Origin of the sequence: Lysobacter soli (genome assembly GCF_009755585.1) — a bacterium.
Lineage (GTDB): Bacteria > Pseudomonadota > Gammaproteobacteria > Xanthomonadales > Xanthomonadaceae > Lysobacter_J > Lysobacter_J soli.
The window spans coordinates 1124670-1150497 of record NZ_CP046603.1 but is presented as its reverse complement, the minus strand read 5'-3'; the positions used below and the strand labels follow the sequence as shown (position 1 = coordinate 1150497).

At 67.5% G+C, this 25828-nt stretch carries 23 protein-coding genes; 6 read left to right on the top strand and 17 right to left on the bottom strand.

Features of this window, described 5'->3' with window-relative positions; all coding sequences use genetic code 11:
* Window positions 1-9: 9 nt before the first annotated feature.
* Window positions 10-750, top strand: coding sequence for a UDP-2,3-diacylglucosamine diphosphatase (gene lpxH / locus GOY17_RS05340; protein WP_157029589.1), 741 nt, complete (start codon window positions 10-12; stop codon window positions 748-750).
* Between the two features lie 205 nt (window positions 751-955).
* Here the strand turns inward: lpxH and GOY17_RS05335 are convergent, their stop codons facing one another.
* The 7 genes from GOY17_RS05335 to GOY17_RS05305 form a co-directional block, all read right to left on the bottom strand.
* Window positions 956-1801 (bottom strand): ferritin-like domain-containing protein, encoded by an 846-nt coding sequence (locus GOY17_RS05335; RefSeq protein WP_157029588.1) that lies wholly within the window; start codon window positions 1799-1801, stop codon window positions 956-958.
* Window positions 1764-2120, bottom strand: coding sequence for a ribonuclease E inhibitor RraB (locus GOY17_RS05330; protein WP_157029587.1), 357 nt, complete (start codon window positions 2118-2120; stop codon window positions 1764-1766). Before GOY17_RS05330 ends, GOY17_RS05335 begins: the two co-directional genes overlap by 38 nt.
* A 1-nt stretch (window position 2121) precedes the next feature.
* A complete protein-coding gene (purF, locus tag GOY17_RS05325; protein WP_115840965.1) occupies window positions 2122-3588 on the bottom strand; it encodes an amidophosphoribosyltransferase in 1467 nt (488 codons plus the stop codon).
* Between the two features lie 67 nt (window positions 3589-3655).
* Window positions 3656-4231, bottom strand: a complete 576-nt coding sequence (locus GOY17_RS05320; protein WP_157029586.1) for a CvpA family protein — start codon at window positions 4229-4231, stop codon at window positions 3656-3658.
* A 25-nt stretch (window positions 4232-4256) separates the two neighbouring features.
* Complete coding sequence (locus GOY17_RS05315) at window positions 4257-5315, bottom strand: SPOR domain-containing protein (protein WP_157029585.1); 1059 nt, start codon at window positions 5313-5315, stop codon at window positions 4257-4259.
* Between the two features lie 81 nt (window positions 5316-5396).
* Window positions 5397-6701 (bottom strand): bifunctional tetrahydrofolate synthase/dihydrofolate synthase, encoded by a 1305-nt coding sequence (folC, locus tag GOY17_RS05310; RefSeq protein WP_157029584.1) that lies wholly within the window; start codon window positions 6699-6701, stop codon window positions 5397-5399.
* 43 nt (window positions 6702-6744) lie between these two features.
* On the bottom strand, window positions 6745-7386 hold the full coding sequence (locus GOY17_RS05305) for a histidine phosphatase family protein (protein WP_115840970.1): 642 nt from the start codon (window positions 7384-7386) through the stop codon (window positions 6745-6747).
* A gap of 143 nt (window positions 7387-7529) precedes the next feature.
* On the opposite strand from GOY17_RS05305, the gene GOY17_RS05300 reads away from it, so the two are divergent.
* Window positions 7530-7928 carry a DUF3224 domain-containing protein gene (locus GOY17_RS05300; protein ID WP_157029583.1) on the top strand — a complete coding sequence of 133 codons (399 nt, stop codon included), beginning with the start codon at window positions 7530-7532 and terminating at the stop codon, window positions 7926-7928.
* Between the two features lie 73 nt (window positions 7929-8001).
* Here the strand turns inward: GOY17_RS05300 and GOY17_RS05295 are convergent, their stop codons facing one another.
* Together GOY17_RS05295 and GOY17_RS05290 are read right to left on the bottom strand one after the other, a co-directional pair.
* A complete protein-coding gene (locus GOY17_RS05295) occupies window positions 8002-10098 on the bottom strand; it encodes a S46 family peptidase (protein ID WP_198173915.1) in 2097 nt (698 codons plus the stop codon).
* A 227-nt stretch (window positions 10099-10325) separates the two neighbouring features.
* Window positions 10326-12491 carry a S46 family peptidase gene (locus GOY17_RS05290; RefSeq protein WP_425482289.1) on the bottom strand — a complete coding sequence of 722 codons (2166 nt, stop codon included), beginning with the start codon at window positions 12489-12491 and terminating at the stop codon, window positions 10326-10328.
* Window positions 12492-12634: 143 nt separating this feature from the next.
* Between GOY17_RS05290 and tdh the strand changes: the two genes are divergently transcribed.
* Both tdh and kbl read left to right on the top strand, forming a co-directional pair.
* Window positions 12635-13669, top strand: a complete 1035-nt coding sequence (gene tdh, locus GOY17_RS05285) for an L-threonine 3-dehydrogenase (RefSeq protein ID WP_181902679.1) — start codon at window positions 12635-12637, stop codon at window positions 13667-13669.
* 11 nt (window positions 13670-13680) lie between these two features.
* Window positions 13681-14874: a glycine C-acetyltransferase gene (gene kbl / locus GOY17_RS05280; protein ID WP_157029581.1), complete on the top strand. Its 1194-nt coding sequence runs from the start codon at window positions 13681-13683 to the stop codon at window positions 14872-14874.
* Window positions 14875-14953: 79 nt separating this feature from the next.
* Here kbl and GOY17_RS18910 read toward each other — a convergent pair whose 3' ends face one another.
* The 7 genes from GOY17_RS18910 to GOY17_RS05245 form a co-directional block, all read right to left on the bottom strand.
* Window positions 14954-15397, bottom strand: coding sequence for a hypothetical protein (locus GOY17_RS18910; protein WP_232338533.1), 444 nt, complete (start codon window positions 15395-15397; stop codon window positions 14954-14956).
* A 124-nt stretch (window positions 15398-15521) separates the two neighbouring features.
* Window positions 15522-16235, bottom strand: a complete 714-nt coding sequence (locus tag GOY17_RS05270; protein WP_425482288.1) for a pseudouridine synthase — start codon at window positions 16233-16235, stop codon at window positions 15522-15524.
* 89 nt (window positions 16236-16324) lie between these two features.
* The gene (locus GOY17_RS05265) at window positions 16325-16822 is read right to left on the bottom strand and encodes a hypothetical protein (protein WP_157029579.1); all 498 of its coding nucleotides are present in this window, start codon (window positions 16820-16822) and stop codon (window positions 16325-16327) included.
* Between the two features lie 174 nt (window positions 16823-16996).
* Complete coding sequence (locus GOY17_RS05260; RefSeq protein ID WP_425482300.1) at window positions 16997-18079, bottom strand: OmpA family protein; 1083 nt, start codon at window positions 18077-18079, stop codon at window positions 16997-16999.
* A 226-nt stretch (window positions 18080-18305) separates the two neighbouring features.
* Window positions 18306-19388 carry an OmpA family protein gene (locus GOY17_RS05255; protein WP_157029577.1) on the bottom strand — a complete coding sequence of 361 codons (1083 nt, stop codon included), beginning with the start codon at window positions 19386-19388 and terminating at the stop codon, window positions 18306-18308.
* Window positions 19389-19650: 262 nt separating this feature from the next.
* Window positions 19651-20748, bottom strand: coding sequence for an OmpA family protein (locus GOY17_RS05250; protein ID WP_157029576.1), 1098 nt, complete (start codon window positions 20746-20748; stop codon window positions 19651-19653).
* Window positions 20749-20934: 186 nt separating this feature from the next.
* A complete protein-coding gene (locus tag GOY17_RS05245) occupies window positions 20935-22398 on the bottom strand; it encodes a bifunctional 2-methylcitrate dehydratase/aconitate hydratase (RefSeq protein ID WP_157029575.1) in 1464 nt (487 codons plus the stop codon).
* A 141-nt stretch (window positions 22399-22539) separates the two neighbouring features.
* Between GOY17_RS05245 and GOY17_RS05240 the strand changes: the two genes are divergently transcribed.
* Window positions 22540-23331: a DODA-type extradiol aromatic ring-opening family dioxygenase gene (locus tag GOY17_RS05240; protein ID WP_198173821.1), complete on the top strand. Its 792-nt coding sequence runs from the start codon at window positions 22540-22542 to the stop codon at window positions 23329-23331.
* Window positions 23332-23483: 152 nt separating this feature from the next.
* Here the strand turns inward: GOY17_RS05240 and GOY17_RS05235 are convergent, their stop codons facing one another.
* On the bottom strand, window positions 23484-24389 hold the full coding sequence (locus tag GOY17_RS05235) for a LysR family transcriptional regulator (protein WP_157029574.1): 906 nt from the start codon (window positions 24387-24389) through the stop codon (window positions 23484-23486).
* A 115-nt stretch (window positions 24390-24504) separates the two neighbouring features.
* Between GOY17_RS05235 and GOY17_RS05230 the strand changes: the two genes are divergently transcribed.
* A complete protein-coding gene (locus tag GOY17_RS05230) occupies window positions 24505-25749 on the top strand; it encodes an MFS transporter (protein WP_232338531.1) in 1245 nt (414 codons plus the stop codon).
* The last annotated feature ends 79 nt before the right edge of the window (window positions 25750-25828 follow it).

The following is a 25828-nucleotide window of genomic DNA, read 5'->3' as shown; positions in this document are numbered from 1 at the left end:
AATCCCCCCATGGCGACCCTTTTCATCTCCGACCTCCATCTCGACGCCGAGCGTCCCCGGATCACCGAACTGTTCGGCCAGTTCATCCGCGCCGAGGCGCGCCACGCGGACGCGCTGTACATCCTGGGCGACTTGTTCGAAGCGTGGGTGGGCGACGACGATCCGTCCGAAACGGGCGCGTTCGTGGCGAGCGAGCTGCACGCCCTGCAGGCCTCGGGCGTGCCGGTGTACTTCATCCGCGGCAACCGCGATTTCCTGGTCGGCGAGGACTTCGCCCGTCGCGCCGGCATGCGCATCCTGCCCGATCCGTCGGTGGTGATGCTCTACGGCGAACCCACACTGATCATGCACGGCGACACGCTGTGCACCGACGACTTGGCCTACCAGCAGTTCCGCGCGCAGACGCGCGATCCGAAGTGGCAGGCGCAGTTCCTCGCCCAGCCGCTGCCGGCGCGCATCGCGTTCGCACAGCAGGCCCGCGCGGCGAGCCGTGCGCACCAGAGCGGCCTGAAGCAGCAGGGCACTATGGAAACGATCACCGACGTGTCGCCGCAGACGGTGGACAGCACGTTCGGCCGCTATGGTATCGAGCGCATCGTCCACGGCCACACGCACCGTCCGGCCGTGCATGAACTCATGGTTGAAGGCCGCCCGTGCGAGCGCATCGTGCTAGGCGACTGGTACGACCACGGCTCGGTACTGCGCGTGACGCGCAAGGGGTTCGAGTTGTGTGGCCTGGCGATGCCGTGAGGCCCCTCTCCCTGCGGGAGAGGGGTTGGGGTGAGGGGCAACGAAGCGGGAGCATCGAGCTGGCATTGCCGCACAGCACTGCGATGTTCGTGCAACAAGATCCGGACCAATGGATTCCAGCTTTCGCTCTGGAATGACGCGCGTCTGAACGTTTGACGGCCTGGGTCCCGGCTTTCGCCGGGATGACGGGTTGGTCAGCGGCTGCTTAACCCGCCAGCTTTTCAAGCGCCTCCAGCTCCTCCGGCCCGAATCCCGCTGCGCTGCGCGCTTCGCGGTTGAAGGGGCCGTACAGCACGGCGCGTGCGTACTCGGCCAGCAGTTCGCGGAAACGCGGCACGGGATCGACCCCCGCACGCTCGCAATACCAGCGATACCAGCGTGAACCGGCGGCGACGTGCGCCACTTCCTCGCGCAGGATGGTCTCCAGGATCGCGACCGTCGCTTCGTCGCCCAATGCGCGCAGTTTCACGATCATCCCCGGCGTCACGTCGAGCCCGCGCGCTTCCAGCACGCGCGGCACCAGCGCCATGCGCGCGAGGCCGTCGTGCGCGGTCTTCTCGGCCATTTCCCACAGGCCGTTGTGCGCGTCGAAATCGCCGTAGTCGTGGCCGAACTCGCGCAGGCGCGCGCGCAGCAGGTTGAAGTGCCGCGCCTCGTCGTTCGCGACGTTTACCCAGTCCGCATAGAACTCGCGCGGCATCCCGCGGAACCGGTACGCGGCGTCCCACGCAAGATCGATCGCATTGAACTCGATGTGTGCGATCGCGTGGATGAACGCAGCGCGTCCCTCGTTGCTGCCGAAGCCGCGTCGCGGCAGGTCGCGTGGATGCACGAGCAGCGGACGTTGCGGACGGCCCGGCATGCGGATCGCCTCCGGCGCCGGCGCGTCGTCGGGAATCGTCAGTTCACCGCGCGAAAACGCGTCTGCGGCAGCGAAGGTGGCCGAGATCTTCGCCTCCGGCGTGGCCGCGTCGAGGCAGGCACGCGCGGCGTCGAACAGCGAAGCGGACACGTCAGTGCGCGGTCGCGGCCGGATCGCAGCCCCAGCCATCCGGGTAGCCACGATATTGCGCCGCCAGTTCGGTCAGTTCGGCTTCGAGCGCGGTGATCGCCTTGTGCTCCGGCGCCATCACGCGCGTCGCCGTGACTTCCCAGATGCCGTCGTCGTCGTCGAAATCCGGGCCTTCGACCGCGAGCTCCGGCCGCGCCGCCGCGGCGGCGAAGAAGTCCTGCGCGTCCGACTCTTCCGCGAAAACGTGGAAGAAGTCGATGGGCCGCGCGAGCGTCAGGTCGTCGCCGTCGTCGAGCATGCGACGCAGCACGTCGCCGTTCTCGTCGTCGGGAATCATCGCCCGCTGCAGTTCGCGCACGTCACGCCCTCCGCGTCTTCTTCGCTTCGTCCGAACGCAGCTGCTGGATGCGTTCGAAGTAGCCCGGCTCGATGCCGGTGACGTATTCGCCGTTGAAGCACGACGAATCGAAGTCGTTGATGCGCTGCTTCGGGCCCGACACGGCCTCCTCCAGGTCCGACAGGTCCTGGTAGATCAGCCAGTCGGCGCCGAGGAGCTTCTCGACTTCCTCGTCCGTGCGGCCGTGCGCGACGAGCTCCTCGGCCGACGGCATGTCGATGCCGTACACGTTCGGATAGCGCACGGCGGGCGCGGCGGAGGCGAGATACACCTTGCGCGCACCGGCATCGCGCGCCATCTGCACGATCTGCTTCGACGTCGTGCCGCGCACGATGGAGTCGTCGACCAGCAGGACGACGCGGTTGCGGAATTCCAGCGGGATCGGATTGAGCTTGCGGCGCACGGACTTCGCGCGCTCGCCCTGCCCCGGCATGATGAAGGTGCGGCCGACGTAGCGGTTCTTGATGAACCCCTCGCGATACTTCACGCCGATGACGTTCGCGATTTCCAGCGCGGCATCGCGCGAGGTGTCGGGAATCGGAATGACGGTGTCGATGTCGTGGTCCGGACGCAGGCGCAGGATCTTCTCGCCGAGCTTCTGGCCCATGCGCATGCGCGCCTTGTGCACCGAGACCTCGTCCATCATCGAGTCCGGGCGCGCGAAGTACACGTATTCGAAGATGCACGGCGTGTGCTGGCGCGGCTCGGCGCACTGGCGCGTGAACAGCTCGCCGCGCGGCGTGACGACGATGCCTTCGCCCGGGCGCACGTCGCGCACGCGCTCGAAGCCGAGCAGGTCCAGGGCGACGGATTCGGACGCGACCGCGTATTCGTCCTGCCCACCGCTGTTGCGCTTGCCCAGCACCAGCGGGCGGATGCCGTTGGGATCGCGGAAGGCCACCAGCCCCAGGCCCAGCACCGTCGCCACCACGGCGAATCCGCCGACGCAGCGGCGGTTCACGCCCTCGATCGCGCGGAACGCGGCGTCGGGGGTCAGTGCCTTCTGCGTGTCGAGCTCATGCGCGAAGACATTGAGCAGCACTTCCGAATCGGATTCGGTGTTGACGTTGCGGCGATCCTGTTCGAACACCTCGTTGCGAAGCGCGTCGGTGTTGATCAGGTTGCCGTTGTGCGCGAGCGCGATGCCGAACGGCGAGTTCACGTAGAACGGCTGCGCTTCGTCGGAGCCTTCGCTGCCCGCGGTGGGGTAGCGGCAATGCGCGATGCCGACGCGGCCTTCCAGCAGCGACATCGCGCCTTCGTCGAACACGTCGCTGACCAGGCCGTTGCCCTTGTGCACGCGAAGCTTGCTGCCGTTCGCCGTGGCGATGCCGGCCGCATCCTGGCCGCGATGCTGCAGCACCGTCAGACCGTCGTAGAGCTGCGCCGCGACGTCGTTGTGGCCGACGATACCGAGAATGCCGCACATGGTGATGAGTCCTGCTGTGAAGTTGTGTGTTGCCGCGGGCGCGAGGCCCGCCTGATCGCGATGGCCGTCAGGCCTCGCTCACCGGTGCCGGCAGCGCCGGCGTGGCGTCCGGCGACGCCGGCGGAAGTTCCGGATGCTCCGTCGGCACGCGACCGTCGAGGTCGACGTGCTCGGCGGCCCACTCGGGCAACCATGCGCGCATCCACTGCGCGCCCGGCACGAACACCGGCACCACCTGCGAGCGATGCCATTCCGGCTCGCGCGGCATTGCCGTCAATCCGGCCAGCAGCACCAGCACGCAGGCGACGAACGCACCGCGCGCCACGCCGAGCACCAGGCCGAGCATGCGATCGAGCCCGGACAGGCCAACCGACTGCACCAGCTTGCGCACCAGCCAGCCGACCAGGCCGACCACCACCAGCACGCCGATGAAACACAGCGCGTAGCCGCCGAAGAGCTCGCCGGCGCCGATCTCACCATCGCCGGAGAGCATCAGCCCGACGTCGCCGCCGAAGTGGAACGCCGCCCACCCGGCCAACAGCCAGGCGATCAGCGAAGCCAGCACGCCGACGAAGCCGCGCATCAGCCCGAACAGCGCCGATACCGCGACCACCGCCAGCAGGACCCAGTCGATCGCGCCCATGCGCTAATCCAAGGCCCAGATGGGGTCAGGGATGCGGGCGGACAATGCCGCTCACGCCGAGTTTCGATGCGACCTGCGCCTTCAGCTGATCAGCCTGGTCGCGGCTGGCGACCGGGCCGACGCGAACGCGGTTCAGGACGCCCTTGTCCGTGCGGACCTGTTCGACGAAGGCGCTGAAGCCGGCGCCGCGCGCGCGATCGCGCAGCTTGTCGGCCTCGGCCGCGCTGCCAAAGGCGCCCAGCTGCACCGCGAAGCCCGTGCCGGACGCGGCCGGGGCGCTGGTGCGGGTCGCAGGCTGCGGTGCGGGGGTCGCGGGCTTCTCGACGGGCTTTTCGACCTTGGCCACCGGCTTCTCGACCGGGGCGGCAGGCTTCGCCGCGGCCGGCTTGGCCGGCTCCGGCGGGAGCGGCGCGGCGGCGGCCGGAGCGGGGCGCGATTCGGCCAGCGGCACCGGGGCCGAGACGGACGAGCCCGGCGTCGCGGCCGGCTGCGAGGCGCTGACGACGGGCTCGGCGGATTCGGCGTCGAGCACGACGACCTTGGCGCCGACGTCGCTGCGCACGCGTGCGGACTGGAGGCGTGCGGCTTCGGCCTCGGCCTGCGTGGCGAACGGGCCGATGCGCACGCGGTGCAGCGTGCGGCCGTTGCCCGGCACAGGTTCCTGGTAGGCGATCAGCTGCGCGCCCTGCAGCGCCTTCACGACGCGCTCGGCGTCGGCGGTGCTCGCGTAGCTGCCGAACCTGACGGCGAAGTTGCCGCCGCCGGTCGCGGCCGGCATCGGGCCCTGCACGGGCGCCGTCGGCGTGGTCGCGGTGGTGTCGACGGTCGGGAGCGTGTCGGCGTCGCCGCCGGACGCGGGGCCGGCGTTCATGCCGACCGCGCCGCCGCTGGGCGCCTGGCCGGGGCTCACGAGGGGGAGTTCGCGGGTTTCGAAGTCGCCTTCCGGCGCCTTCGGGAGTTCGAGCGGGACATTGGACGCCCCGCTTTCGGGGGCCGGCCCCTTGATCAGCATCGGCAGGAAGATCACCGCCAGTGCGATCAACACGACCGCACCGATGACGCGCTGTTTCAGGGCAGGTTCCATCGGTTCTCGTTTACCGCAGGCGGATCGCCGCGCGAATTATACCCTCGCGATCCGTCATGGCCGGTTCGATGCCGGTCACGTTCAGTCGCGGGCGAGCGACTCCAGCGCGCTCGCCGCGGTGTGGAACGAGCCGAACACCAGCACGCGGTCGCCCGCCTTCGCTTCCGCACGGGCGGCCCGCAGCGCCTGTGCGACGTCCGCGTGCCGCGTGCCGTCCGCCGCTGCGGTGCCGGACAGACGCGCCGCGAGCGCATCCACGTTCCCGCCGCGCGGGCCGGCCCCGAGCAGCCCGGCCAGATGCCAGCGATCGACCACCGCCGCCATCGCCTCGACCACGCCGACGGCGTCCTTGTCGGACAGCGCGGCGTAGACGGCGATCACGCGCCCCCGCGCGGGCGAGGCGCGAATCCAGTCGGCGAGCGCGCGGGCCGCCTGCGGGTTGTGGCCGACGTCGACGACGATCTCCACGCCATCGCGTTCGAACCGCTGCAAGCGGCCGCCGACACGCGCGTTCGCGATGCCTTCCGAATACGCCTGTCGCGGAAGTGGTCTGGGCAGTTCCTTCAGCGCGCGCAGTGCGGCGATTGCGACCGCCGCGTTGCGCAGTTGCACCGGCGCGGCCAGCTGCGGCGCGGGCAGTTCCAGGCGCTTGCCGATCTCGCGCCATTGCCAGCGCGCGGGCAACGCGTTGCCGTCGGGGTCCAGCGACGACGGGAGAGCCTTGAAGAAGAAATCGTTCGAGATGCGCCATGTCGGCGCGCCGATGCGGTAGGCGTGACCGAGCACGCTCGAGGGCGGATCGTCGTCGCCCAGCACCAGCGGCTTCCACGCGCGCGCGATCCCGACCTTTTCCGCGCCGATCTGCTCGCGGTCGTCGCCGAGGTAATCCTGGTGGTCCAGGTCGACCGTGGTGATGATCGCGACGTCTGCGTCGATGAGGTTGGTTGCGTCGAGGCGCCCGCCCAGGCCGACTTCCAGGATCGCGAGATCGAGCCCCGCGCGCTCGAACAACCACAACGCGGCGAGCGTGCCGTACTCGAAGTACGTCAGCTGCGTGTCGCCGCGCGCGGCTTCGATCGCCTCGAACGCCTCGATCAGCGCGTCGTCGGACGCGTCGGCGCCGTCGATGCGGACGCGCTCGTTGTAAGACAGCAGGTGTGGCGACGTGTACGCGCCGACCTTCCAGCCGGCCGCGCGCGCGATCGACTCGATAAAGGCGACCGTCGACCCCTTGCCGTTCGTGCCGCCTACCGTGATCACTGCCCTGCCCGGCTTGCCCAGGCCGAGCGACTGCGCGACCACGCGGATGCGGTCGAGCCCCATGTCGATAGAGCGGGGGTGGATGCGTTCGATGTACTGGAGCCAGTCGGCGAGCGTGCGGGTCATCCGCGCATTATCGCCGGTGGCGCCCGTGACGGGGCCCGCGGCCTCAAAGCGCCCGGTGCACCGCTTCGCCGAAGAACGCCGTGTGGTGGCTGCAATCGTTCAGGCGCACCACGTCCAGATGGTCGACGTCCGGGCCTTCCAGCAGGTTGATCGTCGTCGGCGCCTGGCGGAACGTCCACAGCTTCGCGAACGGAATGCCGAGGACATGGCACAGCAGCACGCGGTTCACCGCATCGTGCGCGACGACCAGCAGCGTGTCGCTCGGGCCAAGGCCCTCGGCGGCGCGCGCAAAGGCGGGCCACGCACGGTCGAACACGTGCTGGAGCGATTCGCCTTCGGGCATCAGCACTTCGTGCGGCGTGTCGCGCCATGCCTGCAGGCGCTCGGGATCGCGTTCGCGGATCTCGGTGGCGAGCAGGCCTTCCCACGTTCCGTGCGCGATTTCCATCAGGCCCGGATCGAGCGTGAGCGGGAGATCGCGATCGCCCAGCGCGAATTCCGCCGTCTGCCGCGCACGGCCCAGCGGCGAGGCCACGGCACGCGTGATCTGCACGTCGCGCAAGCGCTCGCCCAGCGCGCGCGCCTGCCCGATGCCGACGTCGGACAGCGGAATGTCTTCCTGTCCCTGGTAGCGGCCTTCGGCGTTCCAGGGCGTTTCGCCGTGACGTGCGAGCAGAATGCGCATGAGTTCGGATCCGTGAGGGCGGCCGACGGAGGCGTCGCGCCGAATGCGGCAGCCTAGCAAAAGCGCCGTGGCGCACAACGGTTGCACTGGCAACCGCCGCGCGCCTGCGGGACGATGCGCGTTCTACTCATGGAGCGACGGCAATGGCACAGGTCAAGGGCGAGTTCGACGTGAAGCGCAACCCGGAAGGCGGGTTCGATCTGGGCGGCGGCGCGGTGGCCGGCCACTTCCGCTTCGACAAGCAGTTCCATGGCGCGCTGGATGCGACCGGCATCGTGCACATGCTCGCGGTCGGCACGCAGGTCGATGGCTCGGCGGCCTACGTGGCGGTGGAGCGCATCGACGGCACGCTCGACGGCCTCCGCGGCGCGTTCCTCACCCAACACAACGGCACGCTCGATCGCGGCGTACCGACCCTGTCGCTAACGGTGGTGCCGGACTCGGCCACAGGCGAGTTGGAAGGCCTGCGCGGACGGATGCAGATCGACATCGTCGAAGGCAAGCACTACTACACGTTCGATTACGAGATCGCCGAAGGGTGATTCCGCGCGCCTGCGGGCTGTCACCTCACCCGGGTGCGCTTCGCGCACCCGGGCTACGAAAGCGAGTCGTGGCTTACTTCCCTGATTTCTCCGGCACGCCCATCTCGGCCAGCAGCTGCGGCGCCGGGAAGACCTCCTGCATGATCCAGCGCATGTAACGCTGGTCGACCGCGATCATGCGCGTCATCGCCGGATCAAAGACCCAGTTGCTGCTCACGGACTCCCAGTTGCCGTCGAACGCGAGGCCGACGAGCTTGCCCTGCGCATCGAGCACGGGCGAGCCCGAGTTTCCACCGGTGATGTCCAGGTCCGATAGGAAATTCACCGGAACCGTCTTGAGCTTGCGATCGGCCAGGCCGCCGTAGTTCTTCGCGGCGATCGCATCGAGCAGCACCTGCGGCGCATCGAACGGCTCCTTGCCTGTGGCCTTCGCCGCCACTTCCTCCAGACGCGTGAACGGCACCTGCTTCGTGCCATCGGTCTTCGTGTAGCCAGTCACGTTGCCAAAGGTGATGCGCAGCGACGAATTGGCATCCGGATACACCGACTGGCCCTTGCTCTTCTTGTAGTCGGCGACGGCCTGCAGATACACCGGTCGCGCGACGAGCGCATCGCCGGCGCGCGCCTTGCCTTCCTGCTCCAGCTGCAGGACGGTCGGCATGATCGCGACAGCGAACTGCACCGCCGGATCCTTGCTCTTCTCGAACGACGCCTTGTCGGCGTCCATCAGCGTGATGCGCTGCTGCGTGCTGCCGAGCCTGGTCTTGGCGAGCTTGTCGAGCGCGGCCTGGATGGCCTTCTCGTCGCTGCCGCCGAGCCATTTGTCGAGTGCGGGCACGCGCTGCGAATCGGGCAGCTTGAGGTATTCGCGCAGCCAGTACGCCTGCAGTTCGCGATCCATCGCCGGAACATAACGACGTTCCATCTGGCGCATCGCGCCTTCGATGGTCGGGCGGTCGCGTTCCTGGTAACCCTGCTCGCGATCGGCGTCGGGCTTGGCGCGCTCCAGCGCAAACCGGTACAGCTGCGTCGCCGCACCGAGCGTGCCGGTGCTGCGCAGCTGGCCGAAGACGAGGTCGCGTTCGCGATGCGTGCGCGCGGCCTCATCCAGCGCGACGAGTTTCCCGTGCGCCGCGATGGCCGCTTCGCCCTGCGGCTCCTGCTTGCGCAGCCATTCGAGCACTGCCGTTTCCTCGGCCTGCTTCTTCTCGGCCGCGCCGATGCGCTTGAAGCCTTCCAGCTGGCCGTCGTAATTCTTCATCACGTTCTGCCAGCCGCGGATCGTGCTGGCGTAACGCACGGCGATGTCGGGATTCTTGCCGCCTTCGCGCTGCACGAGCGCGACCAGCCGCTTGTAATGCTCGCCGATCGTGGGGTACGTCCAGGTCGCCGTCTCGTCGAATTCCTCGGCGAGCGCATACCGCGCGGTGCGGCCGGGGTAACCGGCGACCATCACGAAATCGCGTTCGCCCAGCGGCTTGTCGGCGATTTTCAGGTGATGCTTCGGCTGGTACGGCACGTTGTCGGGCGAGAACGCCGCGGGCTTTCCGTCCTTGCCGACGTACGCGCGATAGAACGCGAAGTCGCCGGTGTGGCGCGGCCACGTCCAGTTGTCCACTTCGCCGCCGTAATTGCCGATGCTGCCCGGCGGCGCGTAAACCAGACGCACATCCTTGATTTCGAGATTGCGGAACAGACGATAGCTGTTGCCGCCGGAGAAGCTGTAAAGCCGGCAGCGGAAACCCGGCTCGCGTTCGCACGAGGCGACCAGCTGCTTCTCGGTCTTCTCCAGCGCCTGCGTGCGGCCCAGCGCATCGGGCGCGAGATCGATCGCCGCGCGCACCTGTTTGGTCACGTCCTGGATCGTGTCCAGCGCATAGATGCGCGCGTTCGGACCAGCGGAGACTTCCTGCGCGGGCGTGGCGGCGTTGAAGCCGTCGCGCATCAGGTTCCTCTCGGGCGTGGAGTTGAGCTGGATCGCGCCGTATGCGCAGTGGTGATTCGTGACGACCAGGCCCTGCGGCGACACGAAGCTCGCCGTGCAGCCACCGAGCGAGACCACGGCGGCCATCGGATCGCCGGTCAGGTTGGCCAGCTGCGAGGGATTGAGCTTCAGCCCGGCCTTCTTCAGCGGGCCGGCGATTTCCGGCAACTGCTGCGGCACCCACATGCCTTCGACGGCCTGCGCGACATTCGCCGCGAGCATCGCGCCCAACCCACTTCCGATCGCAACCGCCAGCCCCGCAAAACGCATGCGCCACTCCTTCGATGATCGAAGGCCGAGTCTAGCCCGCGCATGCGAAGCCGCACCATGCTGCGGTGCGGCGCGAATTGGCGGCCCGTGCATGAAGCCCATTCATGCCGGATCGAGCCGCCCGCATCGGCAAACTCCATGCGTCACTCCGCCGGCAGGTTCATTTCCTTCAGCAGGTGCGGCGCCGGATACACCTTGGCCATCAGCCAACGCATGTAGCGCATGTCGACGTGGATCGCGCGCTTGAAGCGCGGATCGAACATCCAGCTGGCGCTCACCGCTTCCCAGTTGCTGTCGAAGTTCAGGGCGATGAGCTTGCCCTGCGCATCGAGCACCGGCGAGCCGGAGTTGCCGCCGGTCGTGTCGAGGTTGGTGAGGATGTCGACCGTCTGCGTGTCGAGGCTCGGTTCGGCGGTGGTGCCGAAATCGCCCTTCGCGATCGCGTCAAGCAGCGGCTTCGGTGCATCGAACGGCTCCTCGCCGGTGTGCTTCTCGACGATGCCCTGCACGGTGGTGAGCGGCCGGTAATGCACGCCGTCGCGCGGATCCATCGCGCTGATGCGGCCGTAGCTCACGCGCAGCGTCGAGTTCGCGTCGGGATACACGGCGCGCCCCTGCGACTGGCGATACGCGATGAGCGCACGCATGTACGCAGGGCGCAGGCGCAGCAGTTCGCCGGCGCTGGCCTTGGCTTCATCGTCCAGGCGCAACAACGCCGGCATAAGCGACGCAGCGGCCTGCAGCAGCGTGTCGTTCGATGCGGCGAGCGCGGAGCGATCGGCCTGCATCGCGGCAAGGCGATTGGCTTCCGTACCCAGCTGCGTGCCGGCGTACATCGCGTCGAGCTTCTGCTTCAGCTGCGCCGGCGTGGTGCCGAACACGGCGTCGAATTCCGGCACGTGCTGCGCGGCAGGCAACGCCTGGTATTGCGTCAGGAGTTCGGTGAGCAGCGCCTTCTCGACCTGCGGCGCGTAGCGACGCTGCGCCTGCTTCAACTGGCCGGTGATCAGCACTTCATCGCGCTGCTGGTACCCGGTTTCGCGCTGCGCATCGGGCTTGGTGCGCTCGTTCGCCAGGCGCTGCACGGTGATCGCGGCGCGCAGCAGCTGCGTCTGCGACTGGATCGCGCCGAGGAGCTGGTCGCGTTCGCGCGTGGCGACGCCCGCGTCGAGCACCGCCTGCGCGGCGGCGATGTCGGCGCGCGTAGCGGCGGCATCGGGCTGCCTGTCGAGCCACGCGAACATCGACGTTTCATCCTCGCGGCGCACGCGCGTGGCGTCGCTGCGGCGCAAGCCGTCGAGTTCGCCCTGCGCGCGCTTGAGGTTGTTCTTCAGGCTGCGCACCTGCGAGGCGTAAGCGACGCGCGCGGCTTCGTCCTTCTCCGCGGTGCCTTCGATCACGTCGATCATCTTCTGGAACAGCGCCACGCGCGAGGGCAGTTGCCAGTCGATCTGGTTCGCGAATTCCGACGCCATGCGATGGCGGAACGTCACGCCGGGGTAGCCGGCGAGCATCGCGAAATCGCCTTCCTTCACGTTGCGCGTGGACACCTGCAGATGCGCCGGCGGCACGTACGGCACGTTGTCGGGCGAATAATCGGCCGGCTTGCCGTCCTTGCCGACGTAGGCGCGCAGCAGCGTGAAATCGCCGGCATGGCGCGGCCAGACGAAGTTGTCGACCTCGCCGCCGTAATTGCCGATGGCGTTGGGCGGCGCGTAGACGAGGCGCACGTCGCGCAGCTCGAGCTGGCGCACGAGGTAGAAGTCGGTGCCGTAGTACATGTTGGCGACGCTGCAGCGCGTGCCGGACTCGCGTTCGCATTCGGCGACGACGGACTTGGTCGCCGCGTCGACGGCGTCGAAGTACGCACGGCCCTGCTTGCCCGCCGCGCCGGCGAGGATGCGATCGGTGATGCGGTCGAAGCCGGTCGTCACCAGCACGCGATAGTCGGGATTGGCCGGAAGCTCGGCCGCGCGATCGGCGGCGATGTAGCCGTCCTGGATCAGGTCGCGGCCCGGCTTGGAGTTGTACTGGATCACGCCGAACGCGACGTGGTGGTTGGTCAGCACCAGGCCGTCCTTGGAGACGAACGCGCCGCTCGCCCCGCCCACCTTCACCACCGCGTTCATCGGCGGTTTCGCCAGTTCCGCCAGGTCGCGCGCGTTGCCGCGGAAGCCGGCAGCCTTGAGCTGGCCGGCGATGTCGGGCAGTTGCGAGGGCATCCACATGCCTTCATCGGCCTGGGCGGCGCTGTTCAGGCCCAGGGCCAGCGGGATCGAAACGGACAGGCTCAACAGACGGCGGCGCATGGTGGGATCGGGTTCTTCGCGGCTCGGGAGGCGGCGACGATAGGCGAAGCCGCCGGCCTGCGGCAAACCCGCGGGCCCGGTCAAGGTCCGGCCGCCGCGTATAATTCGCCCCTCTTTACCGCCAGTCCGCGGACGAATCCCACATGACGCAAACGATGAAAGCGCTGGTGAAGCGCGAAGCCGGCAAGGGCATCTGGATGGAAGAAGTGCCCGTCCCCACGCCCGGCCCGAACGAGGTGCTGATCAAGCTGGAGAAGACCGCGATCTGCGGCACCGATCTGCACATCTACCTGTGGGACGAATGGAGCCAGCGCACGATCAAGCCGGGCCTGGTGATCGGCCATGAGTTCGTCGGCCGCGTGGTCGAAGTCGGCGCCGGCGTGACCGGTTACACCATCGGCCAGCGCGTCTCGGCCGAAGGCCACATCGTCTGCGGCCACTGCCGCAACTGCCGCGCGGGTCGCCAGCACCTGTGCCCCAACACCACCGGCATCGGCGTGAACCGCAACGGCGCGTTCGCCGAATACATCGTGATGCCGGCCAGCAACCTGTGGCCGATCCCGGACCAGATCCCGTCCGAGCTCGCCGCGTTCTTCGATCCCTACGGCAACGCCGCGCATTGCGCGCTGGAATTCGACGTCGTCGGCGAGGACGTGCTGATCACCGGCGCTGGCCCCATCGGCATCATCGCCGCCGGCATCTGCAAGCACATCGGTGCGCGCAACGTGGTGGTCACCGACGTCAACGACTTCCGCCTGAAGCTCGCCGCCGACATGGGCGCCACGCGCGTGGTGAATGTCGCCAACACGTCGCTGAAGGACGTGATGGCCGACCTGCACATGGAAGGCTTCGACGTGGGCCTGGAAATGAGCGGCAATCCGCGCGCGTTCAACGACATGCTCGACTGCATGTACCACGGCGGCAAGATCGCGATGCTCGGCATCATGCCCAAGGGCGCGGGCGCCGACTGGGACAAGATCATCTTCAAGGGCCTCACCATCCACGGCATCTACGGCCGGAAGATGTACGAGACCTGGTACAAGATGACGCAGCTGGTGCTCAGCGGTTTCCCGCTCGGCAAGGTGCTCACCCACCAGCTTCCCGTCGAGGATTTCCAGAAGGGCTTCGACCTGATGGAAGCGGGCAAGGCCGGCAAGGTCGTGCTGAGCTGGAACTGACCGGAGCGCACATGAGCCTGACCGAACGCTACGAGCGCACGCTCGAGGAAATCCGCGACGCCGGCCTGTTCAAGTCCGAGCGCATCATCACCTCGCCGCAGTCGGCGGAGATCACGCTCGCCGACGGCCGCACGGTGCTGAACTTCTGCGCCAACAACTATCTGGGCCTCGCCGATCATCCGGACGTCATCGCCGCCGCGAAGGATGCGCTGGACACGCACGGCTTCGGCATGGCGTCGGTGCGCTTCATCTGCGGCACGCAGGACCTGCACAAGCAGCTGGAGAAGACGATCGCCGACTTCTTCGGCACGGAGGACACCATCCTCTACGCCGCCTGCTTCGACGCCAATGGCGGCCTGTTCGAGCCGCTGCTGGACGAGAAGGACGCGATCATCTCCGACGCGCTCAACCACGCTTCGATCATCGACGGCGTGCGCCTGTGCAAGGCCAAGCGCTACCGCTACGCCAACTGCGACATGGCCGATCTTGAGAAGCAGCTCCAACAGGCCAAGGCCGATGGCGCGCGCACGATCATGATCACGACCGATGGCGTGTTCTCGATGGACGGCTTCATCGCGCCGCTGGACGAAATCACGCGTCTGGCGAAGCAGTACGGCGCGCTGGTGCACATCGACGAATGCCACGCGACCGGTTTCCTCGGCGCGAACGGCCGCGGCTCCGCCGAGGTGAAGGGCGTGATGGAGAAGATCGACATCTTCACCGGCACGCTCGGCAAGGCGATGGGCGGCGCGCTCGGCGGTTTCACGACGGCAAAGCGCGAAGTGATCGAACTGCTGCGCCAGCGTTCGCGTCCGTACCTGTTCTCGAACTCGCTGCCGCCGCACGTCGTGGCCGCGGGCATCAAGGCCTTCGAGATGCTGTCGACTGCGGGCGACCTGCGCGAGCGACTGGCGGAGAACACCGCGTATTTCCGCGAGCAGATGACGAAGGCCGGTTTCGACATCAAGCCGGGCGTGCATCCGATCGCGCCGGTGATGCTGTACGACGCGCCGCTGGCGCAGAAATTCGCCGCGCGGCTGCTCGAAGAAGGCATCTACGCGATCGGTTTCTTTTTCCCGGTCGTGCCGCAGGGGCAGGCGCGCATCCGCACGCAGATGTCGGCGGCGCACACGCGCGAACACCTGGATCGTGCGATCGCGGCGTTCGTGAAGATCGGTCGCGAGCTGGGCGTGCTCAAGGGCTGAGTTCGCGAAATTGCTGACAACAAAAAAGGCCGGTCGATGACCGGCCTTTTCTTTGCGCGTGATGGTGAAACCGGGCGGCTTACTTCGCCTTGGCTTCCGCAGCGACTTCCTTGCCCGCCGGAGCGGCACCGGCCGCCGGCGCAGCGCCGCCGCCGTTGCCCTTCGCGACGCGGAAACCGCGCGACTTCATCCAGGCGTCGAATTCGTCGGCCGTCATCTTCTTGCCGTTCTGGTGCATGTTGAAGCGGTACGGCGTGTTGTCGAACTGGGTCTTCGGCTTGTAGGTGTTCGGATCGAGGTTGGCGGTCTCTTCCTTCGCCGGCTCCGCAGCCTTGGGTTCCTCGGCCTTCGCGGCCGGCTTCTTCTTGCCCGCGAACGCGACGTTCTGCGCCGCATCGAAACGCACCAGCGAATGCTCCGACACCGGCGAGCGCGCGCCTTCCACCTTCACCTGCGTACCGCTGTTCGCCGACGCCGCGGCGGACACGAGAAGCAACGACACCGCCATCATCATCTTGTTCATTTCTGGTTATCCCCCACGACGAAGTTCGCGGAAGTGTAGGCTCCGACATGGGGGTGAGCGCAAGCAGAATCGTCCGGAAAACAGTGATTTCCCCCACATTCCTGCATTGATCCCGTACGGCGCTTCACGAATCTTGCACGTGCACATTGCTGAATAGCGCCTTCGCTTCGGCGAGCTCAAGCAATCGCCACTGCCCTTTCGGCAATTCGCCGAGCACGAGCTCGCCGATCGCCACGCGCACGAGCCGCAGCACCGCGATGTCGACAGCGGCGAGCAAGCGGCGGATCTGACGGTTGCGGCCTTCGTCGAGCACGATCTCCAACCACGCGTTGCGCTCACCGCTGCGCAGCAGTCGCACCGATGCGGCGCGAAGACGTTCGCCTCCGACGTCGACGCCGTCGACCAGCGCAGTGAGCACGCGCGCGTCGGGCACGGTGTCGATCTGCACGTGGTACGTCTTCAGCGGCCCCGTGTCCGGATCGGTGATGCCGGCGGCCCACGCGGGATCGTTGCTGAACAACAGCAGGCCTTCGCTCGCCTTGTCCAGTCGCCCCACCGGTGCGAGCCACGGCAATCCCGCGCCATCGAAGCATCGGTAAACGGTGTCGCGACCGCGCTCGTCCTGCGTGCTGGTGACCAGTCCGCGCGGCTTGTTGAGCATCAGATACAAACGCGGTGCGGCGTCGATCGCGCGTCCATCGACGAGGATGCGCTGCGCGCCGTCGCTGCGGATCGGGAATTCCGGATCGCGGACGATGCGGCCGTCCACTTCGACGCGACCGTCGTGGATCCAGCGCGCCGCTTCAGTGCGCGAACAGAGGCCCTGCTTCGACAGCACGCGCGCGAGCCCGTGGCGCGGCGAGCTCGATGCGTTGGCCGGTTTGTTTCGAGGTCCGCCTTTCGCCGGCGCGCGAGGCGCGCGCGGCTTCACTTCTTTTCGGGTTCGGTCTTCGGCGCCTCGGCGGCGGGCGGCGGCGTCGCGACCGTCTTGCCCTTCACCACGCGCACGCCCTTGGCCTTCATCCATGCATCGAATTCCTCGGCGGTCATGCGCTTGCCGTTCTGGTTCATGTTGAAGCGCCACGGCGTGTTGTCGAACTGCGTCTTGGGCTTGTACGCGGCCGGATCGTCGGGATTCGGGATCGCCCCACCCTTCGCAGGCAGCGCATTGGCCACCTGGCAACCCTCGGCACGCAGCCGGAACAGCACCTGGTCGACCGCGAGCGATTCGTCGAACGCCTGCGACAGCACACCGGTGGGCGCGCCGAGCTGATGACTCGGGACGACGAGTTCGGGCGCGATCGGCGCGACGACCGTCGGCCGGATCGGCAGCGCCTTTGGCGCCGCCATCGAGCCGCATTGCGCGCTCTGCGCCTGGGCAACGCCGGCAAGCAGCAGGCAGGACAGACCGATCAGTGCGCGCATGGCCGTTTCCTCGATTCTCGGGGCGTTTGCAGTGTACGCCGGGGCACGTTCGAGCGGCCGTGAATGCGCGGTCCGACGGACGCGCTGCGTGCGCCGGAGACGACGAAGCCCGGCGCGAGGCCGGGCTTCGAAGGTTCAGGCGAGATGGATCGTATGTCGATCAGTTCTGCCCGATCAGTTCTGCACGTTCAGTTCGGTACGGCGGTTGGTTTCGCTCTTGCACACCGGGAACTTCTGGCCGCGGTCTTCCAGCGGACGGCTTTCGCCGTAGCCGATCGGACCGGCCAGACGCGAAGCGGCGACGCCGTTCTTCACCAGGTAGTCGTACACGGTGCGCGCGCGGCGCTCCGACAGCTTCTGGTTGTAGCCGTCGTTGCCGCACTGGTCGGTGTGGCCGGCGACTTCGACGCGCAACTCCGGATGACGCTTCAGGATCTCGGCGGCTTCGGCGAGGATCGAGACCGCGTCCGAACGCAGCGTCGCCTTGTCGAAATCGAAGTTCACGCCACGCAGGTCGATCGACACCGCCACGGCGCAGCCATCCGGGCCGATGGTCTGGCCCGCCTGCGAGTTCGGGCACTTGTCTTCGCAGTTGTTGACGCCGTCGCCGTCGTCATCGAGGTCCGCGCAGTTCGGCGCAACCGCCGGCGGTGCCGGAATTGCGGCGACGGCCGGTGCACCCAGCGGAATCACGACGCCGACCGAAGCGAGCACGTCACCGAACCAGTCTTCGCGCGGTGCGTGGACGCTGCCGTCGTCGAAGTCGGCGCGATAGGCCAGTTCGGTGCGGATGGCGGCGCGCTTGCCGGCCAGGGCGCTCTGGATGCCCACGCCGATCTTCGCGGCGAGGTTGCCTTCTTCGCGCTGGGCCGGCGAGTTCACGCTCGGGGACGCATCGAACTCTTCTTCGGAACGCTGGTAGCCCAGGCCCATCAACACGTACGGCGCCCAGTCGCGACCTTCGGCGTTGAAGTAGCGGCGCGCATCGATCGACGCGCCGTACTGCGACCAGTTGAGGTTCTGGTTGTCGTCGTTGTTCGGGTTCTGGTAGTTCAGTTCACCGTCCAGCGACCAGTTGTCGTTGAGGAACTTGCCGGCGCCAAGCGTGCCGAACGGCGCATTGCGCGTGCCGCGATCGTTGTCCTGGAGGTTCATGCCGGCCGAGCCGGTGAGGTACCAGCGATCGTCGGAAACGTGGGCATTCGCCACCTGGGCGAACGTCAGGCCGGCCAGGACGGCCGTGCCGAGTAGATGCATCTTCAAGGGTCACTCCTTGCGCAGAATGAAAAGCAGCGGATCTTCTGAAAGCGCGAGGGCGCATTCACAAAGCGCAGGAATGATAAGAAGTCGTTAGCCGCACGTATCCGCGAAAGGTTCTCGCCCGGGATTGGAAAACAGCATCGACACGTCGCGCAAAAAACGAAGCCCGGCGCGAGGCCGGGCTTCGTGGTACCGCGGAGATCCGCGTAACCGTGCGTGGTCCTTAGTTCTGGACGTTCAGCTCGGTACGGCGGTTGATCTCGCTCTTGCAGCCCGGGAACGCCTGGCCCTTGTCTTCCAGCGGACGGCTCTCGCCGTAGCCGATCGGACCCTGCAGGCGCGAGGCATCCACGCCGTTGCTGGTCAGGTAGTCGTACACGGCCGTCGCACGGCGCTCGGACAGCTTCTGGTTGTACGCATCCTTGCCGCACTGGTCGGTGTGACCGGCGACTTCGACGCGCAGTTCCGGATAACGCTTCAGGATCTCGGTGGCTTCCGACAGGATCGAGATCGCGTCAGGACGCAGGGTCGCCTTGTCGAAGTCGAAGTTCACGCCCTTCAGGTCGATCGACACCGGCACCGGGCAGCCGTCCGGACCGATGGTCTGGCCAGCCTGCGAATCCGGGCACTTGTCGTCGCAGTTATTGACGCCGTCGCCGTCGTCGTCCAGATCAGCGCAGCTCGGCGCGGCCGGAGCCGGCGGAGCGGCGACGACCGGAGCGCCCAGCGGGATCACGACGCCGACCGAAGCCAGCACGTCGCCGAACCAGTCTTCGTTCGGAGCCGAGATGGAACCGTCGTCGAAGTCGGCGCGGTAGGCGAGTTCGGTGCGGATGGCGGCGCGCTTGCCGGCCAGGGCGCTCTGGATGCCCACACCGACCTTCGCGGCGAGGTTGCCTTCCTCACGCTGGCCCGGCGAGTTCACGTTCGGGAACGCGTCGAACTCCTCTTCCGAGCGCTGGTAGCCCAGGCCCATCAGCAGGTACGGGGCCCAGTTGCGGCCTTCGGCGGTGAAGTGGCGACGCAGGTCGAGCGACGCGCCGTACTGCGACCAGTTGAGGTTCTGGTTGTCGTCGTTGTTCGGGTTCTGGTAGTTCAGTTCACCATCGAGCGACCAGTTCTGGTTCAGGAACTTGCCGACGCCCAGCGTGCCGAACGGCGCGTTGCGGGTGCCGCGGTCGTTGTCCTGGATGTTCATGCCGGCCGAGCCGGTCAGGTACCAACGGTCATCGAATTCCTGTGCACCGGCAACCTGGGCGAACGCCAGGCCTGCCAGCAGTGCGGTGCTCAACAAACGGATCTTCATCTGTCACTCCTTGGATCAGTAAGGAAACGGTTTGGGGGGGAACACGTCATTTACTGCAGGCGGCGCACACCCTCGCAGGACCTGAACGGGGACCAGAGAGGGTCAGGCCGCGGGTCACTGACTCGGAAATGATACACCTGTCAAAATGATTGTTAATACTAGTTAACGTTATTTGCTAAGAATGACCGGTAAATAAACGAAGCCCGGCGACTGCCGGGCTTCGTCTTGGTACCGCGGGGGCCTCCCGCGTACCGGCTAGTCCTTAGTTCTGGACGTTCAGCTCGGTACGGCGGTTGATCTCGCTCTTGCAGCCCGGGAACGCCTGACCCTTGTCTTCCAGCGGACGGCTCTCGCCGTAGCCGATCGGACCCTGCAGGCGCGAGGCATCCACGCCGTTGCTGGTCAGGTAGTCGTACACGGCCGTCGCGCGACGCTCGGACAGCTTCTGGTTGTAGTCGTCCTTGCCGCACTGGTCGGTGTGGCCGGCGACTTCGACGCGCAGTTCCGGATAACGCTTCAGGATCTCGGTGGCTTCCGACAGGATCGAGATCGCGTCAGGACGCAGGGTCGCCTTGTCGAAGTCGAAGTTCACGCCCTTCAGGTCGATCGACACCGGCACCGGGCAGCCGTCCGGACCGATGGTCTGGCCAGCCTGCGAATCCGGGCACTTGTCGTCGCAGTTATTGACGCCGTCGCCGTCGTCGTCCAGATCAGCGCAGCTCGGCGCGGCCGGGGCCGGCGGAGCGGCGACGACCGGAGCACCCAGCGGGATCACGACGCCGACCGAGGCCAGCAGGTCGCCGTACCAGCTTTCATCGCGCAGCGCGCCCGGGCCTGCGTCCGGGGTGCCGTCGTCGAAGTCGGCGCGATAGGCGAGCTCCGTGCGGATGGCGGCGCGCTTGCCGGCCAGGGCGCTCTGGATGCCCACGCCGACCTTCGCGGCGACGTTGCCTTCCTTGCGCTCGCCCGGCGAGTTCGGATCCGGGAAGCGGTCGAACTCCTCTTCCGATTCCTGGTAGCCCAGGCCCATCAGGATGTACGGCGCCCAGTTGCGGCCTTCGGCATTGAAATAACGACGCGCATCGAACGAGATGCCGTACTGCGACCAGTTGAGATCCTGGTTGTCGTCGAAGTTCGGGTTCTGATAGTTCAGTTCGCCGTCGAGCGACCAGTTGTCGTTGAGGAACTTGCCGACGCCGAGCGCACCGAACGGCGCGTTGCGGGTGCCGCGATCGTTGTCCTGGATATTCATGCCGGCCGAGCCGGTGAGGTACCAGCGATCATCGGCGACCTGGGCGTTGGCGACCTGGGCCAGGCTCAGACCACCCATCAGGGCGGCGCAGAGGAGTTTCTTATTCATGTATCCAGCTCCTTGATCTGAGAAATCGGGAACAGCGTCTGCGTGGTCCCCCTGCATTCCATGGAGGACGGCCGCCCTAACGACGCCATCGACGCGGAGGTTAAGTTTGCCTATGTGAAAGCGGTGTTAACGGTGAACTAACAAACGCACAAGTTCCCGGACGCATTTTCTGCGCTACGCGATGGTTCACTTCTTGAACAACGACATGAACTGCGTGATCGGCATCGCGTCGAATCCGCCCGGCGACGAAGCCAGCGTCATCAACGTTCGCGCTTGTATTTCAGGGAGTTTCGACGCAATCGCGCTTTCGAACTTCTTCATCAGGACAGCCATCCCCTCGTCGCGTCGACGGCGATGGCCGATCGGATAGTCGATCGAAACCTTCGGTGTCGATGCGCCGTCCTTGAAATGCACCTGGACGCTGTTGCCGATATACCGTTTGTCGGGATCGAAGTACTCCTGGGTAAACCGGGGGTTTTCCATCACCACGGTGCGCCCGCGCAGCAGGTCGATGCGCGGATCGGCGGCCACGGCGTCGGTGTAGTCCTGCGCGGTCAAACGGCCAAACAGCAGCGGCACGGCCACCATGTACTGGATGCAGTGGTCGCGGTCGGCGTAGTTCGCCAGCGGCCCGGTCTTGTCGATGATGCGCAGCGCGGCCTGCTGGGTTTCGATGACGATCCGCTCGACCGATTCGCCCCCGTCCCGCCCGATCCTCGGGGCGACCAGCGGATGCAGCTGCATCGCGCACTCCACCGCGGTCTGCGCATGGAATTCGGCGGGATAGCTGATCTTGAACAGCACGTTCTCCATGACGTAGCTGCCGAAGTCGCGTTCGAACTCGAACGGCTTTCCGTCGAAGGCGACGTCGTAGAACCCCCACGTGGGAGCGGTGAGCGCACTCGGGTAGCCGACCACGCCCTTCATTGCGTTGAGCGCATGGATCACCGCGCGCCGGCAGGCGTCGCCGGCGGCCCAGCTCTTGCGCGGTCCGGTGTTGGGCGCGTGCCGGTACGTGCGCAGCGCGCCGTTGTCGATCCAGCTGTGCGAGATCGCGGTGACGACCTGGTCGCGACTGCCGCCCAACATCGCCGTCGCCACGGCGGTGGACGCCAGCCGCACGAGGATCACGTGGTCGAGCCCGACGCGGTTGAATGCATTCTTCAGCGCGTAGCAGCCCTGGATCTCGTGCGCCTTGATCGCCCAGCCGAGCACGTCGCGAACCGTCATGGGCGCCCTGCCCTGCGCGATCGCCTGCTGGCCGAGGTAATCGGCGACGGCAAGGATCGCGCCGAGGTTGTCGGACGGATGGCCCCATTCGGCGGCGAGCCAGGTGTCGTTGAAGTCGAGCCATCGGATCTGCGTGCCGATGTTGTAGGCAGCCTGCGCGGGATCCAGTTCGAACGCGGTGTACGGCACGCGCGCGCCGCCGCGAAGTTCCGCGCCGGGCACGAGGGGCCCTAGATGGTTGACGCATTGCTCGTGATCCATCGCCAGCGCAGCGCACGCGAGCGAATCGAGCAGCATGAAGCGCGCGGTCTCGTAGGCCTCGCGCGAACCCACGTCGGATCGCACGACGTAATCGGCCACTTGCGTCATCGCCTCGTCAGGCGGCGGACGGACGGCGGAACGGACCTGGGCGAGGCTCATGCGCGGCTCCATGCGACGACCACGACGAAGGCTCCATCGTCGTCCACTCCGCGCGCGCCCGCCGTGAACAGCCCACGCGCGAAACGGACCGGGCCACCGCGCGTGCTTGGAAATCGGCGGGATCGGGCTCAAGTTGTGCGCATGGACGCTTCCATTCGCCTTCCCAGCCTCTTCCTCTCCCACGGTTCGCCGATGCTTGCCGTGCAGGATTCGCCCGCCGGCCGCTTCCTCGACGGCCTCGGCACGTCGTTACCATGGCCGAAGGCGATCGTCGTCGCCTCCGCGCATTTCACGACCGCCCAGCCGATGGTCGGCGCGGCCGTCGCACCCGACACCGTGCACGACTTCGGCGGTTTCCCGCCCGAGCTGTACGACCTCCGCTATCCCGCGCCGGGCGCGCCCGACCTTGCGGCATCGATCGCCCAACGCCTGTCGGATGCCGGACTTCCCGCGCGTGTTCGCGAGAACCACGGACTCGACCACGGCGTGTGGGTGCCGCTGCGACGCATGTACCCGCAGGCCGATATTCCGGTGGTGCCGCTGTCGGTGATGCCGCATGGCGACGCCGCGCAGCACGTCGCGCTTGGACGCGCACTCGCACCGCTGCGCGACGAAGGGGTGCTCGTGATCGGTTCCGGTGGTTTCGTGCACAACCTGGGCGAACTGGACTGGCGCCACGCCGATGCGCCGCTCACGCCGTGGGCCGACGGGTTCGCGCAGTGGATGCGCGCGAAGCTCGAAGCGCGCGATGTCGAGGCATTGATCGACTGGCAATCGCAGGCGCCCCACGCACGACGCGCGCATCCGACAGTGGAGCACCTGATGCCGCTGTTCGTCGCGCTCGGCGCGGGTGGCGAGGATGCGGGCGTGCGGACGCTGCATCGTTCGCATGAGTTCGGATCGCTCGCGCTGGATGCGTTTGCGTTTGAGTGAGCGTGGCTGCTCACGCGGCCCTCTTGCGTGGCTTGGCGAACGCCAGCATCGCGGCCATCCATGGCGCAACGTCGCGGGATGCTGAGACCCCGGCCCGGCCATCCATGGCCGGTCGGTTCGCAGGCGCGCGAGGCAGTGCCTCGCAAACGCGCCTACTCACCCCAAGGCGGCACCGCAAACTTCCCCGCCAGGAAATCCACGAATGCCCTTACACGCGGCGGCACGAGTCGCCGCTGCGGCATGACCGCGTAGATGCCGCTGTCCACGATCGGATAGTCCGCCAGCACCTGCACGAGGCGGCCTTCGCGCAGATCGCGCACGACGTGCCAGCTCGAGTGGATCGCGATGCCCATGCCCGCGACGACCGCATCGCGCACGATCTCGCCGTAGTTGGTTTCCATGCGTCCGCGCACGCGCACGACGATCTCGCCGCCCGCGCCATCGCCGAAACGCCACACGTCCTGCCGCCCCTGGCTGCCGACGAGCAGCACGCACTCGTGTTCGACTAGTTCCTGCGGCGTGCGCGGCGTGCCGTGCCTGCGCAGGTATTCGGGCGATGCGCACAGCACGCGATGGTTCACGGCGAGCTTGCGTGCGACCAGCGTGGAATCGTCGAGTGCCCCGATGCGGATTGCCAGGTCGAACCCGGAACTCACCAGGTCGACCATCTGGTCGGTGAGGTGGATGCTGAGCTTCACGCGCGGATGCAGCGCGAGGAACTCGGGCAGCAGCGGCGACAGGTACTGCCGGCCGAACGACGCCGACGCCGTGACGCGCAAGGTGCCGCTGACGTCCACGCCGGCCTGGCGCAGGCCGCCGGTGAGCGCCTCCAGGTCCTCGACCAGCGGGCGGCCCTGCTCGGCCAGCGCAGCGCCCTCCGGCGTGGCATGCAGCCGCCGCGTGGTCCGGTGCAGCAGGCGCACGCCAAGGTCGCGCTCCAGCCGCTTCAGGCGCTGGCTGGCCACGGCGACCGACAGGTCCAGGCTGCGCGCGGCGGCGCTGATCGAGCCCAGATCGAGCACGCGCAGGAACAGGGCGATGTCGCCGATGCGGTCCACGGCGGGCTCCTTCGTCGATTATCAACGATCGGTTGAAACTGATTAGCCATCCTGCCGGTTCTCGCAGAAGATGCAAGCGCCTAGGCTGCCGTCCTTTCCTCCCGGACCTGCCGCCTTGGCCGCTACTCCCCTCCCCGCTCCTTCCGCTGCCCCGGCGGGCCGCCTGCCGCTGGCGCTGTACGCGCTGACCGCCGGCTCGTTCGGCATCGGCTGCGCCGAGTTCGTGATCATGGGCCTGCTGCTGCAGGTCGCCGCGGACCTCCATGTGTCGATCGCCGCCGCCGGCATGCTCGTGTCGGGCTACGCGTTGGGCGTGTTCGCAGGCGCGCCGATCCTGACGCTGCTGACGCGCCGCATGCCGCGCAAGGCCGTGCTCCTCGCGCTGATGGGCATCTACACCGTCGGCAACCTCGCCTGCGCGCTCGCGCCGGACTACACGACGCTGATGATCGCCCGCGTGGTCACCTCGCTCACGCACGGCACGTTCTTCGGCGTCGGTGCGGTCGTCGCGACGGGCCTGGTGCCGGCCGAACGCAAGGCCTCCGCGATCTCGATCATGTTCTCCGGCCTGACGCTCGCGACGCTGCTCGGCATGCCCGCCGGTGCGTGGCTCGGGTTGCATTTCGGCTGGCGTTCCACGTTCTGGGCGATGAGCCTCGTCGGCCTGGTCTCGCTCGCCGTGATCGCGCTGCTGGTGCCGCGCAGCCGCGACACGAGCGAACCCGCACCGCTGCGCGCGGAACTGGCGACGATCGCGCGTCCGCAGGTGATGCTCGGCCTGCTCATGACGATGCTCGGCTTCGCCGGCGTGTTCGTCGCGATCACCTACGTGCAGCCGCTGCTGACGAAGCTCACCGGGTTTTCCGATGCGGCCGTGTCGCCGATCCTGCTGGTGTTCGGCGGCGGCATGGTTGTGGGCAACCTGCTCGGCGGGCGCCTCGCCGATCGCCGTGCGACGCCCGCGCTGCTCGGCACGCTGTTCGCGCTCGCCGCGGTGCTCGCGCTGATGAGCTTCGTGCTCCACAGCCCGATGCTGATGGTCGCCTTCGTCGGCCTGCTCGGCGTCGCCGCGTTCGCCACGGTGTCGCCGTTGCAATTGCGCGTGCTCGGTTTCGCCGAAGGCGCCGGCCAGAACCTCGCGTCGAGCTTCAACATCGCCGCGTTCAATCTCGGCAATGCGATCGGCGCGTGGCTGGGCGGCACCGTGATCGAACATGGCTCGGGACTTGCCGCGATCACCTGGGTTGCGTCGCTTGTCACCTCCGCGGGGCTGCTCGTCGCGCTGTGGAGCGTGCGGATCGAGCGGCGCGCCGCGCGCGTCGACGACCTTCCTCGCGACTGCGCGGCGGAAGCGGCGTGACGCGCGCCGCCCGCATGGACTGAAACAACGAGTGCACGCCGCGTAAGCGCCTCGCCTGTCAGGCTCGACGATCACGCGG